The following is a 17034-nucleotide window of genomic DNA, read 5'->3' as shown; positions in this document are numbered from 1 at the left end:
TCTCTCGAATATCGGCGCGCATCGGCGCATCGCGTCGCCCCTTTCCGCATGATCCATGACATGCTCAGCAGCATAAGATTGGCATGGCATGTTGCGTAGCCACCGCGCATCCGGCAATCCACAGACCAACGGACCGATCCATCGTGACGTGGCGCATAACGCCCGTCACGCACCGACGGCATGATCCACGGATATGCTTTCGGAGGAAAGGTCATGAATAAGGAGCGAACATGCGTTTAGCGATTATCGGCACGGGTTATGTCGGTCTGGTTTCGGGGGCCTGCTTTTCCGAGTTCGGCCATGAGGTCACCTGCGTCGATATCAACGAAGCGACGATCGCGAAGCTCAAACAGGGCGAGATCCCGATCTTCGAACCGGGCCTCGATGAGTTGGTGAAGCGCAACAGCCGCTTCGGCCGTCTCAAGTTCACAAGCGACATCAAGGAAGGTGTCCGCGACGTGGACGCCGTGTTCATTGCGGTCGGAACCCCCTCGCGCCGCGGCGATGGCCATGCGGATTTGTCCTATGTCTATGCCGCCGCCCAGCAGGTTGCGGAATCGATTACCCGACCTTGCCTGATGGTGACGAAATCGACGGTGCCGGTAGGGACCGCCAAGCATGTCGCAGCCATCGTCGCCAAGGCGCGGCCGGATATGACGATCGATGTCGCGTCGAACCCCGAATTCCTCCGCGAAGGGTCCGCCATCGAGGATTTCATGCGGCCCGACCGGGTCGTGTGCGGCACCTCGAGCGAGAGCGCGCAAGCGGTGCTCCGCGATATCTATCGCCCACTGTCGCTGCGCGAGGTCCCGATCCTGTTCGTCGAGACCGAGACGTCGGAAATGATCAAATACGCCGCCAACGCCTTCCTCGCGATCAAGATCACTTTCATCAACGAAATCGCCGACCTGTGCGAGAAGACGGGCGCCAACGTCCAGAATGTCGCGCGCGGCATCGGCATGGACAATCGCATCGGCGGCAAATTCCTGCACGCCGGTCCCGGCTATGGCGGATCCTGCTTCCCCAAGGACACGACCGCCCTGCTCAAGACCGCCGAGGACCATGAGAGCCCGATGCAGATCGTCAAGGCGACGGTGGACGTCAATAATCAGCGCAAGCGCATGATGGGGCGGCGCGTGATCACTGCGGCAGGCGGATCGGTGGCGGACAAGAAGATCGCTCTGCTTGGCCTGACCTTCAAACCCAATACTGACGATATGCGGGACTCACCCAGCATCGACATTGTACGCGTCCTCCAGGACAACGGCGCGCGGGTCAGCGCCTTCGATCCCGAGGGGCGGCACCAGGCCGAGAAGATGCTCGAGAATGTCGAGTTCGCCGAAGATGCCTATGACGCGATGCAGGACGCCGATGTGCTTGTCCTCGTCACGGAATGGAACGAGTTCCGTGCGCTCGATCTGGAGCGGGTGAAGCGGCTTCTCAAGAGCCCGACGATCGTCGATCTGCGCAACATCTATCGTCCCGACCAGATGCAGGCCGCAGGCTTCGCCTATACGTCGATCGGGCGCCCGTGAAAGCGGCGCCTCATAACGCCCTTATGGCGAGATAGATAAGGCTCCAGAGCACGACCGGGGATCCAATGATCAGGAGCAGCCGCAGCGCCCGCGGCGCCTTCTGAACATCGGGCGGGTCAGCGTATCGGCTCTGCCCGGGCAATCGTGGGTGGGGGGGCGCAAGACTTTCGTCAGGGCGCTCGATCGGAGCATCGATGATCCGTTCGTCTGCTTTGTCAGCCTCGCGAACGCGGGTGATCGGCAATCTATCCTCTCCGTCCCCTGCGAGGGGCAGGCTTGTTGCCGCTCCGAGGCCTGTTGGTTGCGCGCCGATGCGCTTCCCTTTGATCCAAGCCCCGAGTGGCTAATCCAAGATAGGTACAACATTAGTCTAACTCAAGGAAATACGCGGAATTACGTGAGTCAGAATGGGTATGCGATGAACGGGAGCTTTCGGCGGCATTCAGCGCGGCCTCATCGCGCCGATGCTACTGGTCTCCCAACGCCTGTACAATATGAGGAGAGTAGCGATGCGTATCAAAGCTGGCCTGATCGGTGCCGCGGCGCTTGCCGCCACCGTCATTCCCGCCGCAGCCCCGGCCCAGATCGTGAGCTTCAGCATCTCAAGCGGCCATTATGATCGAGGCTATTATGGAAGCCCTTACGGCTATGGCTATGGCTATCCCACCTACGCCTATGGATATGGCCGGGCTTACCCGTATCGCTATGACCGCGGCTATCGCGGTTGGGATCGCGATCGTTGGGATCGCGGCCGGCATCATGGTTGGCGCCACGAGCGTCGCCATGATCGACATGACCGGCGCGACTATTGGGACCGGGACTGATTGACGAGCCGGACGAGGAGGCGCCGGGCAACCGGCGCCTCCAAACGCGTCTTCAGGCAGACAAATGATCCGTTGCGACATTCACCGCGCCGCCTTGTATGACAATTGTCAGGTCATAGCTGGCGGCGCTGTTCATGCGACTTGCTCATTTCGGCTTGCGGAACCGGTAGAGGAAACGGTCGGTCTTTCCGCGTATGGCCGGGTCGAACACAAGCTTGCGATGGTCGTCGGAGGTATTGGCGAGCAACGGACTGGCGGCTTCGAAGCGGAATCCCGCGGCGGCAAAATCGGCCTTCACGGTCGATGGATCGATGCGGTGAAGCTTGTCCACCAGCGCGCGGGTATCTCCCGCCGGCCCGACATGATCGATGATGCCGACGACGCCGCCGGGCTTCACCGCGGCGAACAGTTCCTTGAGGAAAGCCCGAGGATCGGTGCGGGGTATGCCATATTTCGCCGACTCCCAGTATAGATCGTGGTAGTTCAGGTTGATGATGACGAAATCGAACTGGCGCCCGCCGGCGGTGAATGCCTCGAACGGATAGCGCACGAAGTCGATGTCCGGGCGTCGCTCGGTTAGCGTTTTCCACACCTTCTGCTCGTCCGGATCGTTATAGAATTGCGCCGGTTCGAAGGCCGTGACCTTGCCCTTCGGCCCGACCGCAGTTGCCATGATCTCTGCCCAATAGCCGGAGCCGGTCATGATGTCGGCCGCGTCCATGCCAGCTTTGAGGCCAAGAAAGGCAAGCACTTGCGCAGGCTTGCGGCCGGCGTCGAGCGCGACCGCCTGGGCGGGGCGCCCGCTGGCGGACACCGCTGCGGATAGATAGGCCGGCGTTCCCGCCTGCGCCGCCGTGGCCATGAGCAGCATTGCCCCCGCCAGCGCGGGGAACATCATCTTGAAACGCATGAGCCGTCTCTCCCTTGTTGAGCAACCATGGTGCGCCACGGGCGGAACCAGCTCAACGCCGGAATGTGGCAGTCGTCGACCGGGCAAGATGTTCGTCGAAAGACGCGCGCCGATCCGCTACGCTGGCCGATCACGCAACAGCGGCAACACAGGATTGGACCATGACCGACTCGCTCGACGACCGCATCATCGACACCCCGGAAGGTCCGATGCGCTGGGGCGACTGGAAGAAGAAGAACCCGGTGCAGGTGCCGTCGCGCCGCACCAAGGGCAAGAAGCTGCCGAACAAGATCCCGATGCGGACTGGCGAAAGCTGATCAGCGGCCGATCGACACGCTTGTAACAGGCGAACGGATCGCCGCTTATCGCGGCACGTTCGACTGGCGGTCAGCCGCCGCCATGTCCCAGCCGGGTGACCCAGAAGACCAGGAAACCGAACGCGCTCAGGCCCGCCAGCAGCGCGGCAAGCTTCAGCCAGACCGCGAGCGCACCGCTCGTCGACGAAGCATCGGGGGGCTGGTCGTTCATCACATTTTGCTCGCTGCTGGCCAAGGACGGCGCGGGATAGCATGGCGAATGAGCACCCCCGCATTAAATCAGCCCTAAGGCGCAAATCTTTGCTATGGGGCCCGCATGCCATGTGGCGGCGCACGTCGTCGCCCTCTCTCCAGCCCATCACATCAACCAGGAAAATATCTACATGCCGCCGTTTAAGGACAGCTTTCAGGAACGCCTCGCCCGCGCCAACCAGGCCAAGACTACCGCGCTCGTCAAGCTGCGCGAAAAGCCGGCCCTCGATCCCGAGGTGGTTGCTGCGCGACAGGCGGCACAGGCCGCCCGCGAGGCCGCCAAGATCGAGGCGAGCGCAGCCAAGCGAGCCGCCATCGCACAGGCCAAGGCGGACAAGCTGGCGCGCGCCGCCGAAGCTGAGGCGCGCAAGCCCGTTCCCAAGACTGAAGCCGAGAAGAAGGCGGCCCGCGATGCCCGCTATGCCGCCCGCAAGGCGCGCTAGGTAGCGAGCATGATTCCGCTGGAATTGGTCGATACTGCTCGGATCCCAGGAACCGACGGCGAGCTACGCCTGATGCGTCGCGGCCAGGATCATATGATTCTGTTCGGCCGTAATGAACTGATGAGCAGCCGGTTGCGGGGATCCGAGGAAGCGTTGGCCACCCTCCCCTGCGAACGGCTTCAGGACCGGTCGCGGCCGCGCCTTCTGATCGGCGGGCTCGGCATGGGCTTCACCTTGCGGAAAGCGCTCGCGGTACTGCCGCCCAAGGCAGAGGTCGTCGTCGCCGAACTGGTGCCGACGATCGTCGATTGGGCGCGCGGGCCTCTGGCCCATCTCTTCGGCGACAGCCTCGACGATCCGCGCGTTACCGTCAGGATCGGCGACGTGGGTGAGACGATCGCGGCAGCGGGCGCCGGCTTCGACGCCATCCTGCTCGATGTCGACAATGGGCCCGATGCGCTGATCCATCCGGACAATGGCAGGCTTTATGGCAAATATGGGCTGCGCGCCGCCCATGCTGCGCTTACGCCGGGCGGCGTGCTCGCCATATGGTCGGCCTATCAGGACAAGGTCTTCGCGGAGCGCCTCAAGCGCGGGGGCTTCGCTGTCGATGAGATCAAGGTGCGGGCGACCGGGGTCAAGGGCGCGCACCATGTCATCTGGCTGGCGATGAAACAGAACGGAACGACGCAAGATTGAAGGCCGCCAGGGGCTGCTAGGCCAATTAAGGCACGGGCCGCCATCCCGTCGTTGCCCCTGCAGCCCACTGCCCCTATCCCGCCGCCATGACTATTTCGATCTTCGCCACCGGCACCAGCCGCGGCATCGGCAAGGCCATCGTCGACCGTTTCACCGGAGAGGATGTCCGACTTATCGGCCACCGCTCCAGCGATGGCGATGACAGCACACTTGCGGCCGATCTGCTCGATCCCACTGCACCTCGCAGGATCTGGGATCAGGCGCTGGCCCAGCTCGATGGCCGCATCGACGTACTGGTCAACAACGCCGGCATCTTCGAGGCCGCCTCGATCGACGCACCCGACGCTTCCTGGACCGAGGCGTGGAACCGGACGATGCAGATCAACCTTACGGCATCGGCTGAACTGTGCCGCCTCGCCGTCCTCCATTTCCGGCGCCATGGCGGCGGCCGCATCATCAACATCGCCAGCCGCGCCGCGTATCGCGGCGATAGTCCGTCGCATTGGCATTATGCCGCCTCGAAGGCCGGCATGGTCGCGATGACCAAGACGATAGCGCGCGGCTATGCCGCAGAAGGCATCCTGGCCTTTGCGCTGTGCCCGGGCTTCACGATGACCGGCATGGCGGAGGATTATCTCTCCAGCCGGGGCGGCGACAAGCTGCTCGCCGACATTCCGCTCGGCCGCGTGGCGGAGCCGCTGGAAGTCGCCGATACCGTAAAATTCCTCGCGCTCGACGCACCCGCTTCGATGACCGGAGCGGTGATCGACATCAATGGAGCAAGCTATGTCCGCTAAACGCAGGGAGCCGAGAGGCGATGAGGTAACCGGCTTCCCGTTCGCGCCGGATCGCGCCGGCAGCTGGAAGATCACCCTCCCCTGCACGAAGGCCGAGGCCGAGATGCTTGCCGGAGACGTCGTCGAGATCGCGCTGCTCGATCCGCAGCCGACACTGATGACGAGCGAGCCGGATCCTGCCCGGCCGGACGCCTGGCAGCTCGATGTCTATGTCGAAGGGAAGCCCGCCCAGGCCCTGATCGATCTGACCATGGCGCTGGTGCCGAGCGCCGCGGGGACCATGCCCGAGATCAGCCACATCCCCGAAGAGGATTGGGTGACGCTGTCGCAATCGGGTCTCGAGCCGATCCGCGCCGGCCGCTTCTTCGTCCACACGCCGCACAATGCCGATCATGTGCCCGAAGGATCGACCGGCTTCGTCATCGATGCGGGCCGTGCCTTCGGCACCGGCCATCACGAGACCACCACCGGCTGCCTGATGATGCTCGACCGGATGAAGCGCAACGGCCGGCGTTTCGCCGACATCGCCGATGTGGGAACCGGCACCGGCCTCCTTGCCTTTGCGGCGCGATCGCTGTGGCCGGCGGCGAAGCTGATCGCATCTGACATCGATCCGGTGTCGATCGACGTCACGGCTGAGAACGCGGCGGCCAATGGTATCCGCGTCGGCCGGGGGCGCGGTCAGGTCGAACTGGTGGTCGCGGCTGGGCTGGCCGACCGCCGGCTGAGGGCCCGGTTGCCCTATGATCTGCTGATCGCCAATATCCTGGCCGGCCCGCTGATCGAACTCGCGCCCATTTTCGCCGGCGCCGTGCTGCCCGGCGGCTCGCTCATCCTGGCTGGCCTGCTCGACAGCCAGGCCGAGGCCGTGGCCCGGGCCTATCGCCGCCAGGGGATGTATCTTGCTGATCGCATCGTCCTCGGCGACTGGCCGACCCTCAGGATGGTGAAGCGCCGCCGCTGAGTATTCGCCTCAATATTATGCAAGCATAATATCTCCTCGAACTGCCAGGTTCGGTGACCAAGCCGGCGCGCAGCCGGCTGCCGCCGCCACCGCCCGGCTTCTGGAACCGCCTTCGCTCCCGCATCGCGCGCCGGCTGCTCGGGCGGGTAACGACATTGGCGGAGGATTCAGGGCCTGGCCGCAGTCCCTGAGCATCATCATGCCTAGTTCGACAGGAGCGGTGATGGCGCGTCCGGCCCCGATCAATCCAAAGCGTGGGCGGCACCACAAGCGGGCATTATTCGGTATCTATCGAGATGTGTGAGCCGCCTACACTAGGACACAGTCTCGCGCAGTATCCGAAACTATACTCCGGTTACTCCCACTCGATCGTTCCCGGAGGCTTCGACGTATAGTCGTAGGTCACCCTGTTGATGCCCTGCACTTCGTTGACGATGCGGGTCGCGACGCGGCTGAGGAAGGACGAATCGAACGGATAGACGTCGGCGGTCATGCCGTCCGTCGAGGTGACGGCGCGTAGCGCGCACACATAGTCATAGGTGCGGCCGTCCCCCATCACGCCGACGGTGCGGACCGGCAGCAGCACTGCGAACGCCTGCCAGATCGCGTCGTAGAGCCCCGCGCGGCGGATCTCGTCGAGATAGACGGCATCGGCCTTGCGCAGGATGTCGCAGCGCGCCTTGGTGACTTCTCCCGGGATGCGGATCGCCAGACCCGGCCCCGGGAAGGGATGGCGGCCGACGAATATCTCCGGCAGGCCGAGTTCGCGGCCGAGTTCGCGGACTTCGTCCTTGAACAGTTCGCGCAACGGCTCGACCAGCTTCATGTTCATCCGCTCGGGCAGGCCGCCGACATTGTGGTGGCTCTTGATCGTCACCGAGGGGCCGCCGGTGAAGCTGACGCTTTCGATCACGTCGGGATAAAGCGTGCCCTGCGCCAGGAAATCGGCGCCGCCGATCTTGCGCGCTTCCGCCTCGAAGACCTCGATGAAGGTCTTGCCGATGAACTTGCGCTTGGCTTCGGGATCGGTGAGGCCCTTGAGCCCGTTGAGGAACAGGGTCTCCGCATTCACATGCACCAGCGGGATGCCGTAATGACCGCGGAACAGGCCCACGACCTGGTCCGCCTCCTCCAGCCGCATCAGGCCATGGTCGACGAACACGCAGGTCAGCTGATCGCCGATCGCCTCGTGGATCAGGACCGCCGCCACCGCCGAGTCGACGCCGCCCGACAGGCCGCAGATGACCTTGCCGTCGCCGACCTGGGCACGGATCTCCGCGATCTTGGTGTCGCGAAACTCCGCCATCGTCCAGTCGCCGGCCAGCCCGCAGACGTGCCGCGCGAAATTGGCCAACAGCTTGCCGCCATCGGGCGTATGCACCACTTCGGGGTGGAACATCATCGAATAGAAGCGGCGCTTCTCGTCGGTGGCGATGGCGAAGGGTGCGCCTTCCGAACTCGCGACGATCTTGAATCCTGGCGGCAGCACCTCGACGCGGTCGCCATGGCTCATCCAGACCTGATGCTTTTCGCCGATCTTCCAGAGCCCGTCGAACAGCGCCGAGTCGTCGACCACGTCGATGAAGGCGCGGCCGAACTCGCGATTGTCCGATGGCGCGACCACGCCGCCGAGTTGATGCGCCATCGTCTGCTGGCCGTAACAGATCGCGAGCACCGGCACGCCCGCCTCGAATATCTCCTGCGGCGCGCGCGGGCTGTCGTCCCACATGACCGACGACGGCCCCCCGGACAGGATCACGCCTTTCGGCTGCAGCCGCTCGAATGCGGCCGCGGCGGCGTTGAACGGGGCGATCTCGCTATACACGCCGGCCTCGCGGACGCGTCTGGCGATCAGCTGGGTGACCTGGCTGCCGAAGTCGACGATCAGGATCGAGTCGTGCGGCTGGCTGGGCTTCGGGGCGACGGAGGCGGGAAGCTGGGCTGTCATGGGGAGCCGATAATGGGGGACGGCGCGCGAGTCCAGTCACCGGATGGCGACCGATATGGGTAAGACGGGGCTTGCATCGTGACGGCAGTCATAGCAAATGGAACATATAGGGATCAAAACGTCGACCGAAGTCGCGGCCTGATCAGCGGGGGCAGCTATGAAGCATATTTGGATGGTGATCATCTCGATGGTACTCGTGGCCTCGGCAGCCGCGGCCTCGACCACGACCACGACCGGGACCGCCCCTCCCGCCAACTACCAGCATGTCGGCAGCGGCTTCATGTTCCCGCTGGCGATCGGGCCATTCCAGCGCAGCTCCCTCCAGCTGATTTCGCCGGATGGTCTTCACGTCGCCGCGCAATATGACACCAGCTCTGCCGGTCACGAAATGAGCGTGACCGTCGAGATCTATCCTGCCCCTTATATTCTTCCGGGAGCGCGCAACGCGCAAGTCGAGGCCGAGGTGTGCACCAACCATTCCACCAGCTTCGACGAGGAAATGAAAGAGGAGTATCGCGCCCGGCGAGTCAGTGTCGGACCGGTCGCCCTGCCTTCCCTGCACTCCGAAGGATCGGGCAGGCGCTCATCCTTCGAAGCGAAATCGAAACGCGACGGTGGGCAAAAGATCGAGACCTATCTGTTCTGCCCGATCGCCAAGGAATGGATGATCACCTATATCGCGATCGCGCCGGCCAAAAACGACCTGACCGCCGATCTCGCTCGCTTTGCCAACTGGTTTCCCTGGCCCGAACTTACCGTCACGCCGCTGGCGGGCGATCGCCGCACGACGATCGTCGCTCGTTCGACTTTCGGGGAGCCGATCTACTTCGTCAGGGGCGCGATTGTCAGCGGCTCGCAGCGGGACATGGATATCTTCAACGCCGCCGCGGCGTCGCTGGGTCTGGAAACGCATTCGGTCACTGATGAACCGACATCACAATATTTTACCGTCTTCAACCGTGACACAAGGGCTCTGGCCGCCGTCGACATGCTCCGCGCGGCTCGGGACGGCAAAATGGGCGCGCTGAAGCTCGATCTGATGCTTCTACCGTTGAGCGCCGCCAACGGCGCTGGCGATGAAAGCGATGCGATCGTGGTCGCGCCGCCGGACGGTATTGATGGGCTATAAGGCCACGCCTATCCGGACCGGCACAGCAGAACCGGCTCTTGGCCGGCAACCCAAGGCGGAAATCGCGCCATCGCGGCTTCGAACAGAGCGGATTCGACATGGCGCGCGAGCCATGCCTGCAACGCGGGTAGCGGCTGCAGGTCGAACCATTGCCGATCGGTCTCGGCAAACTGCCGCACGAAGGGCATGATTGCGATATCGGCCAGCGTGCGACGTGGGCCGCGCAAGTCGACCTGCCGCGCCAAGGCAGTTTCATAGCGTGCGAGCATCGCCAACCCGGCTGCTCGATGCTCGAGCGGATCGCTGCCGTGGCGGCCGGGATATTTGTAACGATCCAGATGATGCTTGAAGGGTCCGTCATTATTGGCGATCAGCGCCGCGTCGTCGCCGTCCATCCAGCCTTCGGGATCGTGACGCGCAAGCGACCAGCGCATGATGTCCAGACTTTGATCGATGACCTCGCCGTCAGGCAGGACGAGCACTGGCACCGTGGCTTTCGGCGACACTGCGATCATCTCCGTGGGCTTGGCCGAGAGCTTGACCTCGCGCAGTTCGCAGATTGTGCCGCTGACGATCAGCGCCATCCGCGCCCGCATGGCATAGGGACAGCGGCGGAAGCTGTAGAGGACCGGCCTTTCACCCATCCCGGGCAGGCCGCGCCGCGCCCACATGCAGCTCGCCGCGCGCCTCGGCGAGCCGGGTCTGGCGCTCCCGTTCGGCATAGCCGCTGCGCTGTGCCTCCGTCCGATCGGCATGACAGGCCGGGCAACTCACGCCGGCCGCATAGAGCGGCGAGGCAAGATCCTCCGCGGAGATGGGATGACGGCATCCGCGGCACAGCTGATAGCTGCCAGGCGCCAGGCCGTGCGCCACCGTGACCCGTTCGTCGAAGACGAAGCATTCGCCTTCCCACCGGCTCTCCTGGGCTGGCACCGTCTCGAGATATTTGAGGATGCCGCCCTGCAGGTGATAGACGTCGTCGATACCTTCGGCCTTCAGGAAGGCGGTCGCCTTTTCGCAGCGTATTCCGCCGGTGCAGAACATGGCGACCCTGGGCGCAGCCTTGTCGCCAAGCAATTCGTCGCGCTTCCCCCGGAACCAGGCCGGAAAGTCGCTGAATGAACGCGTCTCGGGATCGATGGCGCCGGCAAAGCTTCCGGCCTTGACCTCATAGTCGTTGCGCGTGTCAATCAGGATCACGTCGGGCTGCGCGATCAGCGCATTCCAGTCCTCAGGCGCGACATAATGGCCAACGCCGGCCGATGGATCGATGCCGGGCTCCCCCATCGTGACGATCTCGCGCTTGATGCGCACCTTCATCCGATGGAAGGGCATGCGGGCGGCCCGCGATAGCTTGGCCTCCAGATCGGCACAGCCGGGCTGCTTGCGCAGCTCGGCAAGGACCGCCGCAATGGCATCATCGGAGCCCGCGATCGTGCCATTGATGCCTTCGCGGGCGAGCAGCAGCGTGCCCTTGATCCCATGCGCGCAGCAGATCTTCGCGAGCGCCGTGCGCTTGGCTTCCAGATCGTCGAATGGCGTGAAGCGGTACAGCGCAGCGACGCAGATCGGGAGGGAGGGAGAAGGATCGTCGCTGATGATACACCTGGCGCGGCTGTGGGACGCCGCGCCTTCTAGCGACAGTCGAGCGTCACGGCCAGCTTCAGCGCGCTGCGAGGCGCTCGCGCAGCTGGACCGACTCGACCTGGCCTTCGCGGACGTCGCACAGGAACTGGCGATCACCGCGCTCGCCGCGGACCACCCCGTCGACCCGCCAGGCATCGTCGCCATCGCGACCTACGGAATCGACCGACGACACCGGCCCCTTGGCCATATTCTCGACGGCGTTGGTGCAGATCGAGGACACTTCACGCGCATCGTCGCCCGAGTCGCGAAGATCGTCGCGCTGGTCCGCACCCCGGCGCGAAGAGATGCCCTTGTTCTTGCCGACCGAGCTGGCCACCGCGATGGCACCGCCGGCGATCACTGCACCGAGCAGGATGTTTCCGAAGGTGTCGCCGCCGCCGTGATGATGGCGATAGCCGCCCCAATAGGGTCGCGCCTGCACCGGAGCGCTTGCGCTCGCCACCAGAGCCAATGCCGTTGCCGAACCGATGAATGTCTTGAACATGATCCACGCCCCGATGACTGATACGCATATTATGGCAGAGCTACGATTAGCCGCCAGTTGCTTGCGGTGAGCTGAATGGCATCCCCTGCGTCTCGGGCAGCCGATGCGTGTGCAGATGCCCTATTTCGGCAGCGCCATGCCCGTCCAGTGGCCGAGGAATGCCCACAGGTCGGCATATTCCTCGATCACCTTTTCGGTGGGCTTCCCCGAGCCATGGCCGGCCCGGGTCTCGATGCGGATCAGGTGCGGCCGCGAGCCGATGTCGGCGGCCTGGAGCGCGGCGCCATATTTGAAGCTGTGGCCGGGGACGACGCGGTCGTCGGTATCCGCGGTCGTCACCATCACCGCGGGATACTCGACGCCTGACCTGATATTGTGATAGGGGGAATAGCGGCGCAACACCCTGAAATCCGCCTCCTTGGCCGGATCGCCATAGTCGTCGACCCAATATCGGCCAGCGGTGAAGCGGTTGAACCGGAGCATGTCCATGACACCGACGCCGGGATTGGCCGCGGCGAAGAGGTCGGGTCGCTGGTTGATCACCGCACCCACCAACAGCCCCCCGTTGGAGCGCCCGATGGCCGCCAACCGCCCCTTGGCGCTGATGCCGCTGGAGATCAGATATTCGCCGGCGGCGATGAAATCGTCGAACACATTCTGCTTGGCCTCGAGCCGACCGGCATCATGCCACGCCTTGCCATATTCGCCGCCGCCCCGAAGATTGGCCACGGCATAGACGCCGCCCATCTCCATCCAGCCGAGCACCGCCGGAGAAAAGGCCGGAGTCACGGCGACGTTGAAGCCGCCATAGCCGTACAGCAGCGCCGGTGCGCCCGGCGGCGTGCTTTTCCTGCGGGCGACGAACATGGGAATGCGCGTGCCGTCCTTAGACGCGTAAAATCGCTGGTCGACGACATAGTCCGCCGGATCGAAGGCGAGCTTGGGCTGGATGAAGAGCTCCATCCGGTTGGTCGATGTATCGAGCCGATAGATGGTCGAAGGCGTTGCAAAGCTGGAAAAGCTGAAGAAGGTTTCGGGATCGCCGACCCGCCCGCCGAAGCCCGCGCCGGAGCCGACATCCGGCAGGTTGATGGCGCCGACCAGCGTGCCGTTCAATTCATAGAGCAACGCTTCGGTCTTCGCATCGCCGAGATAGGCGAGGATCAACCGACTCCCGACGAGCGAAACGCCCACAAGCGTCTCCGCCGCTTGGGGGATTATCTCCACCGCCTTCGGCCGCGGCCGCGAAACGTCGAGCATCACCACGCGCTGCCGCGGGGCGGCAAGATTGGTGCGGAAGAAGAGTTGGCTGCCGATGCTGCCGGCCAGCGCCCATTCGTGCCTGAAGCCGCGTATGAGCTTCCTCGGCCGGGGCTGGGCCTCAGCTAGATCGAACAAGGTCAGTTCGTAGCGCTCGTCGGTGCCGGCGCTCGACGTGACCAGCGCATAGCGGCCGTCCTGGGTCGTCTCTACCCGGTGGTTGAGCTCCGGCCTGGCCGGTGTCGCATAGAGCAGGCGGTCGGCTGACTGCGGCGTGCCGATCAGGTGATAATAGACCTGTTGATTCAGGTTGAGCTGTTGGAACGCGTCGCCATCCTCCGGCTCCGGGAACCGCGAATAGAAGAAACCCTTGCCGCCGCCGTCCCAGGCGAGCACCGAGAACTTCACCCACTTGATCTCGTCCGCGAGCGTCTTGCCGGTAAGAACGTCGAGAACGCGCAGCGTTCGCCAGTCGCTGCCGCCATCCTGGATCGAATAGAGCAGCAGATCGCCATTGTTCGACGGGCGCCAGTCGTCGAGCGCGGTAGCACCGTCGCTGGCCCATTGGTTGGGATCGAGCAGTTCACGCTCGCTCCCAGCCAGTCCGTCGCGCACCATCAGCACCGGTTGGTTCTGGAGCCCGCTATTATAGGCGTAGAAATAGCGCCCGCCCCGTTTCCGCGGCACGCCGTAGCGCTCATAGTTCCACAGCAGCTTGAGTCGGGCCTTGATTGCATCGCGACTGCCGCCGAGCGACCGGAGATAGTTGTCGGTCAGCTTGTTCTCGGCATCGACCCACCTCGCCACGGCCTTGTCGGTGCGCACGTCATTCTCGAGCCAGCGATAGGGGTCCGCCACGGCTTCGCCGAACTGCATGTCGACGATGTCGTCGCGCCTCGCCGCGGGATAGGTCATGGCAGCAGCCTGGGCGGCGGTCGCGGACAAGGTGATGCTCATCGTCAACATGGCAAGGAAGGTGGCGCGCACCTGGATCGGCGGCATCAGGCGGTGTCTCGCAAGCACGAACGAAGAGAGCCGCGAGCGTAGCGCCCGCGGCTCTCTTTGCAATGCCGTCGGTAACGAAACCGGTCAGGCGGCTTCGGCGACGTCCTCGTCGCTGGCGACCGGGCCCGAATCCTGGCCCTTGGCCGAGACGTCGCGATCGACGAACTCGATGATCGCCATAGAGGCTGCGTCCGAAGCGCGGATGCCAGCCTTGATGATGCGGGTGTAGCCACCGTTGCGCGATGCGTAGCGCTCGGCCAGCACGTCGAACAGCTTCCGGAGCTGGGTATCGTCGAGCAGGCGCGCATGGGCAAGGCGGCGATTGGCCAGGCCGCCCTTCTTGGCGAGCGTCACGAGCTTCTCGACATAGGGGCGAAGCTCCTTCGCCTTTGCGAGGGTCGTGACGATCTGCTCATGCTTGATGAGCGCTGCCGACTGGTTGCGGAACAGCGCGGTACGATGTGATCCGGTCCGCTGAAGCTTACGACCGCCTACGCGATGGCGCATGATTTTGTCCTTCGTTTGTCAGAGGGCCGTACGAGGTACCCCAAGCCAGGCGGCCGTTTAGGGCGCCGCCCTTTCCCTTTCCTCCCTCGTCATTCCAGCGAAAGCTGGAATCTCTCTTCCTTAGCGGAAGAGAAAGGGAGACCCCGGCTTCCGCCGGGATGACAGGCGGGAGGATTGCTCCTCCAACCTCATCAGAATTCCTGTTCGAGCTTCTTGGCCATTTCCTCGATATTCTCAGGCGGCCAGCCTGGGATTTCCATGCCCAGGCGCAGCCCCATCGAAGCGAGGACTTCCTTGATCTCGTTGAGCGACTTGCGGCCGAAGTTCGGCGTGCGCAGCATCTCGGCTTCGGTCTTCTGGACCAGATCGCCGATGTAGATGATGTTGTCGTTCTTKAGGCAGTTCGCCGAGCGGACGCTGAGCTCGAGCTCGTCGACCTTCTTGAGCAGGTAACGATTGAGCTGGTTGGCATCGCCTTCCGGCTCCGCTCCGCCGGCTGCCGGCGAGGCGGTGCCCGCAGTCGGCTGCGAGATCGCCATGCCATCGTCGAAGTGGACGAACAGCTGGAGCTGGTCCTGCAGGATGCGCGCCGAATAGGCCAGCGCGTCCTCTGGGGTCACGGTGCCGTCGGTCTCGATCGTGAGGGTGAGCTTGTCATAGTCGAGCTCCTGCCCGACGCGGGTGTTCTCGACCTTGTAGGCAACCTGGCGGACCGGCGAATAGAGCGCGTCCACCGGGATCAGGCCGATCGGCGCGTCCACCGGGCGGTTCGCCGCGGCGGTGACATAGCCCTTGCCGATATCCGCGGTCAGCTCCATGTTGAGCGTCGCGGCATCGTCGAGGTGACAGATCACCAGATCGGGGTTCATCACCTCGATGTCGCCGGTGGCCGCGATCATGCCCGCGGTGACTTCGGCGGGGCCCGTCGCGGAGAGCTGAAGGCGCTTCGGCCCCTCGCCCTGCATCTTGAGCGCGATCTGCTTCACGTTGAGCACGATATCGGTCACGTCCTCGCGCACACCCGCGAGCGACGAGAACTCGTGAAGCACGTTCTCGATCTTGATCGAGGTGACGGCCGCGCCCTGCAGCGAGGACAGCAGCACGCGGCGCAGCGAGTTGCCGAGCGTCAGGCCGAAACCCCGCTCGAGCGGCTCGGCGACGAAGGTCGCCTTGCGCTTGCTATCGCCGCCCGACTTCTTTTCGAGGCCGTTCGGCTTCTTGAGTTCCTGCCAGTTCTTTGCGTTGACAGCCACTGTGTTCCCCTTGGGGTATGGCAGGCGCGGAAGGCAACCTGCCGGAAATCGTTGAGAGCGGAAGGCACGCGGCCTTCCGCGCCGGATCAGACGCGGCGACGCTTCGAAGGGCGCACGCCATTATGCGGGATCGGCGTCACGTCGCGGATGGACGTGATGTGGAAGCCGACCGCCTGCAGCGCGCGCAGCGCCGACTCGCGGCCCGATCCGGGACCCTTCACCTCGACCTCGAGCGTGCGGACGCCGTGCTCGGCGGCCTTCTTGCCCGCGTCTTCGGCGGCGACCTGGGCTGCGTAAGGCGTCGACTTGCGGCTGCCCTTGAAGCCCATCATGCCTGCCGACGACCAGGCAATCGCATTGCCCTGTGCATCGGTGATCGTGATCATCGTGTTGTTGAAGCTGGCGTTCACATGCGCGACGCCGGCGGTGATGTTCTTGCGCTCGCGGCGGCGAATGCGCTGAGGTTCACGTGCCATGTTATCCGTTTCCTACCTGAAGGAGCGAGCGCCGGAGCGAAAGCCCGGCGCTCAAGCCCATTACTTCTTCTTGCCGGCGATCGGCTTGGCCTTGCCCTTGCGGGTGCGCGCATTGGTATGCGTACGCTGACCGCGGACCGGCAGGCCCTTGCGATGACGCAGGCCGCGATAGCAGGCCAGATCCATCAGGCGCTTGATGTTCATCGCCACCTGGCGGCGAAGATCGCCTTCCACGGTATAGCTCGCGTCGATCGCCTCGCGGATCTGGAGAACTTCCTGATCGCTGAGGTCCTGGACGCGACGCTGCGGCTCGATGCCCAGCTTGGTGGTGATTTCCTTGGCCTTGGTCGAACCAATGCCGTGAATGTAGGTAAGCGCGATTTCGACGCGCTTGTTGGTCGGGATATTTACACCCGCGATACGTGCCACTGTGCTATTCTCCTGCTCCACGGTGCGGCTGGCAGACCGCTCCATCTCGACGCTCGCCCCATCGGACCGGGGCCGCCCCCCAGAACGCAGCAAACACGGCACGCGCGCGAAGCGGTACCGGTTGGAAGGTTAAGGGAGCGAGGGTCACTAGTCAG

General features: G+C 64.1%; 19 protein-coding genes. 8 read left to right on the top strand and 11 right to left on the bottom strand.

The features are described 5' to 3' along the window. The first annotated feature begins 230 nt into the window (after nucleotides 1–230). Together AC1DPF_RS02700 and AC1DPF_RS02695 are read left to right on the top strand one after the other, a co-directional pair. A complete protein-coding gene (locus tag AC1DPF_RS02700) occupies nucleotides 231–1535 on the top strand; it encodes a UDP-glucose dehydrogenase family protein (protein ID WP_477959579.1) in 1305 nt (434 codons plus the stop codon). A gap of 509 nt (nucleotides 1536–2044) precedes the next feature. Then, nucleotides 2045–2359 carry a hypothetical protein gene (locus AC1DPF_RS02695; RefSeq protein WP_477959577.1) on the top strand — a complete coding sequence of 105 codons (315 nt, stop codon included), beginning with the start codon at nucleotides 2045–2047 and terminating at the stop codon, nucleotides 2357–2359. A gap of 145 nt (nucleotides 2360–2504) precedes the next feature. Here the strand turns inward: AC1DPF_RS02695 and AC1DPF_RS02690 are convergent, their stop codons facing one another. Then, complete coding sequence (locus AC1DPF_RS02690) at nucleotides 2505–3269, bottom strand: class I SAM-dependent methyltransferase (protein ID WP_477959576.1); 765 nt, start codon at nucleotides 3267–3269, stop codon at nucleotides 2505–2507. Between the two features lie 161 nt (nucleotides 3270–3430). Between AC1DPF_RS02690 and AC1DPF_RS02685 the strand changes: the two genes are divergently transcribed. Continuing rightward, complete coding sequence (locus tag AC1DPF_RS02685) at nucleotides 3431–3586, top strand: hypothetical protein (protein WP_477872002.1); 156 nt, start codon at nucleotides 3431–3433, stop codon at nucleotides 3584–3586. Nucleotides 3587–3656: 70 nt separating this feature from the next. Here the strand turns inward: AC1DPF_RS02685 and AC1DPF_RS02680 are convergent, their stop codons facing one another. Next, complete coding sequence (locus AC1DPF_RS02680) at nucleotides 3657–3797, bottom strand: hypothetical protein (RefSeq protein ID WP_477959574.1); 141 nt, start codon at nucleotides 3795–3797, stop codon at nucleotides 3657–3659. A 172-nt stretch (nucleotides 3798–3969) separates the two neighbouring features. On the opposite strand from AC1DPF_RS02680, the gene AC1DPF_RS02675 reads away from it, so the two are divergent. The 4 genes from AC1DPF_RS02675 to AC1DPF_RS02660 all read left to right on the top strand — a co-directional run bounded on the left by AC1DPF_RS02675 (nucleotide 3970) and on the right by AC1DPF_RS02660 (nucleotide 6741). Continuing rightward, entirely contained in the window at nucleotides 3970–4281 is a 312-nt protein-coding gene (locus AC1DPF_RS02675; protein ID WP_477872006.1) for a DUF6481 family protein, read from the top strand. Nucleotides 4282–4290: 9 nt separating this feature from the next. Beyond that, on the top strand, nucleotides 4291–4980 hold the full coding sequence (locus AC1DPF_RS02670) for a spermine/spermidine synthase domain-containing protein (protein WP_477959572.1): 690 nt from the start codon (nucleotides 4291–4293) through the stop codon (nucleotides 4978–4980). 86 nt (nucleotides 4981–5066) lie between these two features. Next, entirely contained in the window at nucleotides 5067–5777 is a 711-nt protein-coding gene (locus tag AC1DPF_RS02665) for an SDR family NAD(P)-dependent oxidoreductase (protein WP_477872010.1), read from the top strand. Continuing rightward, nucleotides 5767–6741 carry a 50S ribosomal protein L11 methyltransferase gene (locus AC1DPF_RS02660; protein WP_477872012.1) on the top strand — a complete coding sequence of 325 codons (975 nt, stop codon included), beginning with the start codon at nucleotides 5767–5769 and terminating at the stop codon, nucleotides 6739–6741. Before AC1DPF_RS02665 ends, AC1DPF_RS02660 begins: the two co-directional genes overlap by 11 nt. 355 nt (nucleotides 6742–7096) lie before the next feature. Here the strand turns inward: AC1DPF_RS02660 and guaA are convergent, their stop codons facing one another. Beyond that, complete coding sequence (gene guaA, locus AC1DPF_RS02655) at nucleotides 7097–8689, bottom strand: glutamine-hydrolyzing GMP synthase (RefSeq protein WP_477872014.1); 1593 nt, start codon at nucleotides 8687–8689, stop codon at nucleotides 7097–7099. Nucleotides 8690–8969: 280 nt separating this feature from the next. Between guaA and AC1DPF_RS02650 the strand changes: the two genes are divergently transcribed. Continuing rightward, complete coding sequence (locus AC1DPF_RS02650) at nucleotides 8970–9818, top strand: hypothetical protein (RefSeq protein ID WP_477872016.1); 849 nt, start codon at nucleotides 8970–8972, stop codon at nucleotides 9816–9818. Nucleotides 9819–9826: 8 nt separating this feature from the next. On the opposite strand, the gene AC1DPF_RS02645 is transcribed toward AC1DPF_RS02650, so the two are convergent. From AC1DPF_RS02645 to rpsM, 8 genes are all read right to left on the bottom strand, one after another. Next, nucleotides 9827–10462, bottom strand: a complete 636-nt coding sequence (locus tag AC1DPF_RS02645) for a glutathione S-transferase (protein ID WP_477872018.1) — start codon at nucleotides 10460–10462, stop codon at nucleotides 9827–9829. Further along, the gene (trhO, locus tag AC1DPF_RS02640; protein ID WP_477872138.1) at nucleotides 10455–11417 is read right to left on the bottom strand and encodes an oxygen-dependent tRNA uridine(34) hydroxylase TrhO; all 963 of its coding nucleotides are present in this window, start codon (nucleotides 11415–11417) and stop codon (nucleotides 10455–10457) included. The genes AC1DPF_RS02645 and trhO overlap by 8 nt, the downstream gene beginning before the upstream one ends. 64 nt (nucleotides 11418–11481) lie before the next feature. Then, complete coding sequence (locus AC1DPF_RS02635) at nucleotides 11482–11949, bottom strand: hypothetical protein (RefSeq protein ID WP_477872020.1); 468 nt, start codon at nucleotides 11947–11949, stop codon at nucleotides 11482–11484. 120 nt (nucleotides 11950–12069) lie between these two features. After that, nucleotides 12070–14211: a prolyl oligopeptidase family serine peptidase gene (locus AC1DPF_RS02630; RefSeq protein WP_477959570.1), complete on the bottom strand. Its 2142-nt coding sequence runs from the start codon at nucleotides 14209–14211 to the stop codon at nucleotides 12070–12072. An 87-nt stretch (nucleotides 14212–14298) separates the two neighbouring features. Next, complete coding sequence (gene rplQ, locus AC1DPF_RS02625) at nucleotides 14299–14721, bottom strand: 50S ribosomal protein L17 (protein WP_340317069.1); 423 nt, start codon at nucleotides 14719–14721, stop codon at nucleotides 14299–14301. A 191-nt stretch (nucleotides 14722–14912) separates the two neighbouring features. Then, complete coding sequence (locus AC1DPF_RS02620) at nucleotides 14913–15974, bottom strand: DNA-directed RNA polymerase subunit alpha (RefSeq protein WP_477872024.1); 1062 nt, start codon at nucleotides 15972–15974, stop codon at nucleotides 14913–14915. A gap of 86 nt (nucleotides 15975–16060) precedes the next feature. Then, complete coding sequence (gene rpsK, locus AC1DPF_RS02615) at nucleotides 16061–16450, bottom strand: 30S ribosomal protein S11 (RefSeq protein WP_011952170.1); 390 nt, start codon at nucleotides 16448–16450, stop codon at nucleotides 16061–16063. Nucleotides 16451–16510: 60 nt separating this feature from the next. After that, entirely contained in the window at nucleotides 16511–16879 is a 369-nt protein-coding gene (gene rpsM / locus AC1DPF_RS02610; protein WP_046194300.1) for a 30S ribosomal protein S13, read from the bottom strand. Nucleotides 16880–17034 lie beyond the last annotated feature (155 nt).

Source organism: Rhizorhabdus sp. P4_G6, from assembly GCF_056401045.1.
The sequence above is the reverse complement of the archived record's forward strand: the minus strand, read 5'-3'. Positions and strand labels throughout refer to the sequence as shown.

Bases quoted from the DNA above. Each gene is read 5' to 3' on its own strand.
- guaA (WP_477872014.1), bottom strand. From the start codon at position 8,689: ATGACAGCCCAGCTTCCCGCCTCCGTCGCCCCGAAGCCCAGCCAGCCG.
- AC1DPF_RS02690 (WP_477959576.1), bottom strand. From the start codon at position 3,269: ATGCGTTTCAAGATGATGTTCCCCGCGCTGGCGGGGGCAATGCTGCTC.
- rplQ (WP_340317069.1), bottom strand. From the start codon at position 14,721: ATGCGCCATCGCGTAGGCGGTCGTAAGCTTCAGCGGACCGGATCACAT.
- AC1DPF_RS02635 (WP_477872020.1), bottom strand. From the start codon at position 11,949: ATGTTCAAGACATTCATCGGTTCGGCAACGGCATTGGCTCTGGTGGCG.
- AC1DPF_RS02670 (WP_477959572.1), top strand. From the start codon at position 4,291: ATGATTCCGCTGGAATTGGTCGATACTGCTCGGATCCCAGGAACCGAC.
- AC1DPF_RS02675 (WP_477872006.1), top strand. From the start codon at position 3,970: ATGCCGCCGTTTAAGGACAGCTTTCAGGAACGCCTCGCCCGCGCCAAC.
- AC1DPF_RS02665 (WP_477872010.1), top strand. From the start codon at position 5,067: ATGACTATTTCGATCTTCGCCACCGGCACCAGCCGCGGCATCGGCAAG.
- AC1DPF_RS02695 (WP_477959577.1), top strand. From the start codon at position 2,045: ATGCGTATCAAAGCTGGCCTGATCGGTGCCGCGGCGCTTGCCGCCACC.
- AC1DPF_RS02685 (WP_477872002.1), top strand. From the start codon at position 3,431: ATGACCGACTCGCTCGACGACCGCATCATCGACACCCCGGAAGGTCCG.
- rpsK (WP_011952170.1), bottom strand. From the start codon at position 16,450: ATGGCACGTGAACCTCAGCGCATTCGCCGCCGCGAGCGCAAGAACATC.
- AC1DPF_RS02660 (WP_477872012.1), top strand. From the start codon at position 5,767: ATGTCCGCTAAACGCAGGGAGCCGAGAGGCGATGAGGTAACCGGCTTC.
- AC1DPF_RS02650 (WP_477872016.1), top strand. From the start codon at position 8,970: ATGTTCCCGCTGGCGATCGGGCCATTCCAGCGCAGCTCCCTCCAGCTG.
- AC1DPF_RS02700 (WP_477959579.1), top strand. From the start codon at position 231: ATGCGTTTAGCGATTATCGGCACGGGTTATGTCGGTCTGGTTTCGGGG.
- AC1DPF_RS02680 (WP_477959574.1), bottom strand. From the start codon at position 3,797: ATGAACGACCAGCCCCCCGATGCTTCGTCGACGAGCGGTGCGCTCGCG.
- AC1DPF_RS02630 (WP_477959570.1), bottom strand. From the start codon at position 14,211: ATGCCGCCGATCCAGGTGCGCGCCACCTTCCTTGCCATGTTGACGATG.
- AC1DPF_RS02645 (WP_477872018.1), bottom strand. From the start codon at position 10,462: ATGGGTGAAAGGCCGGTCCTCTACAGCTTCCGCCGCTGTCCCTATGCC.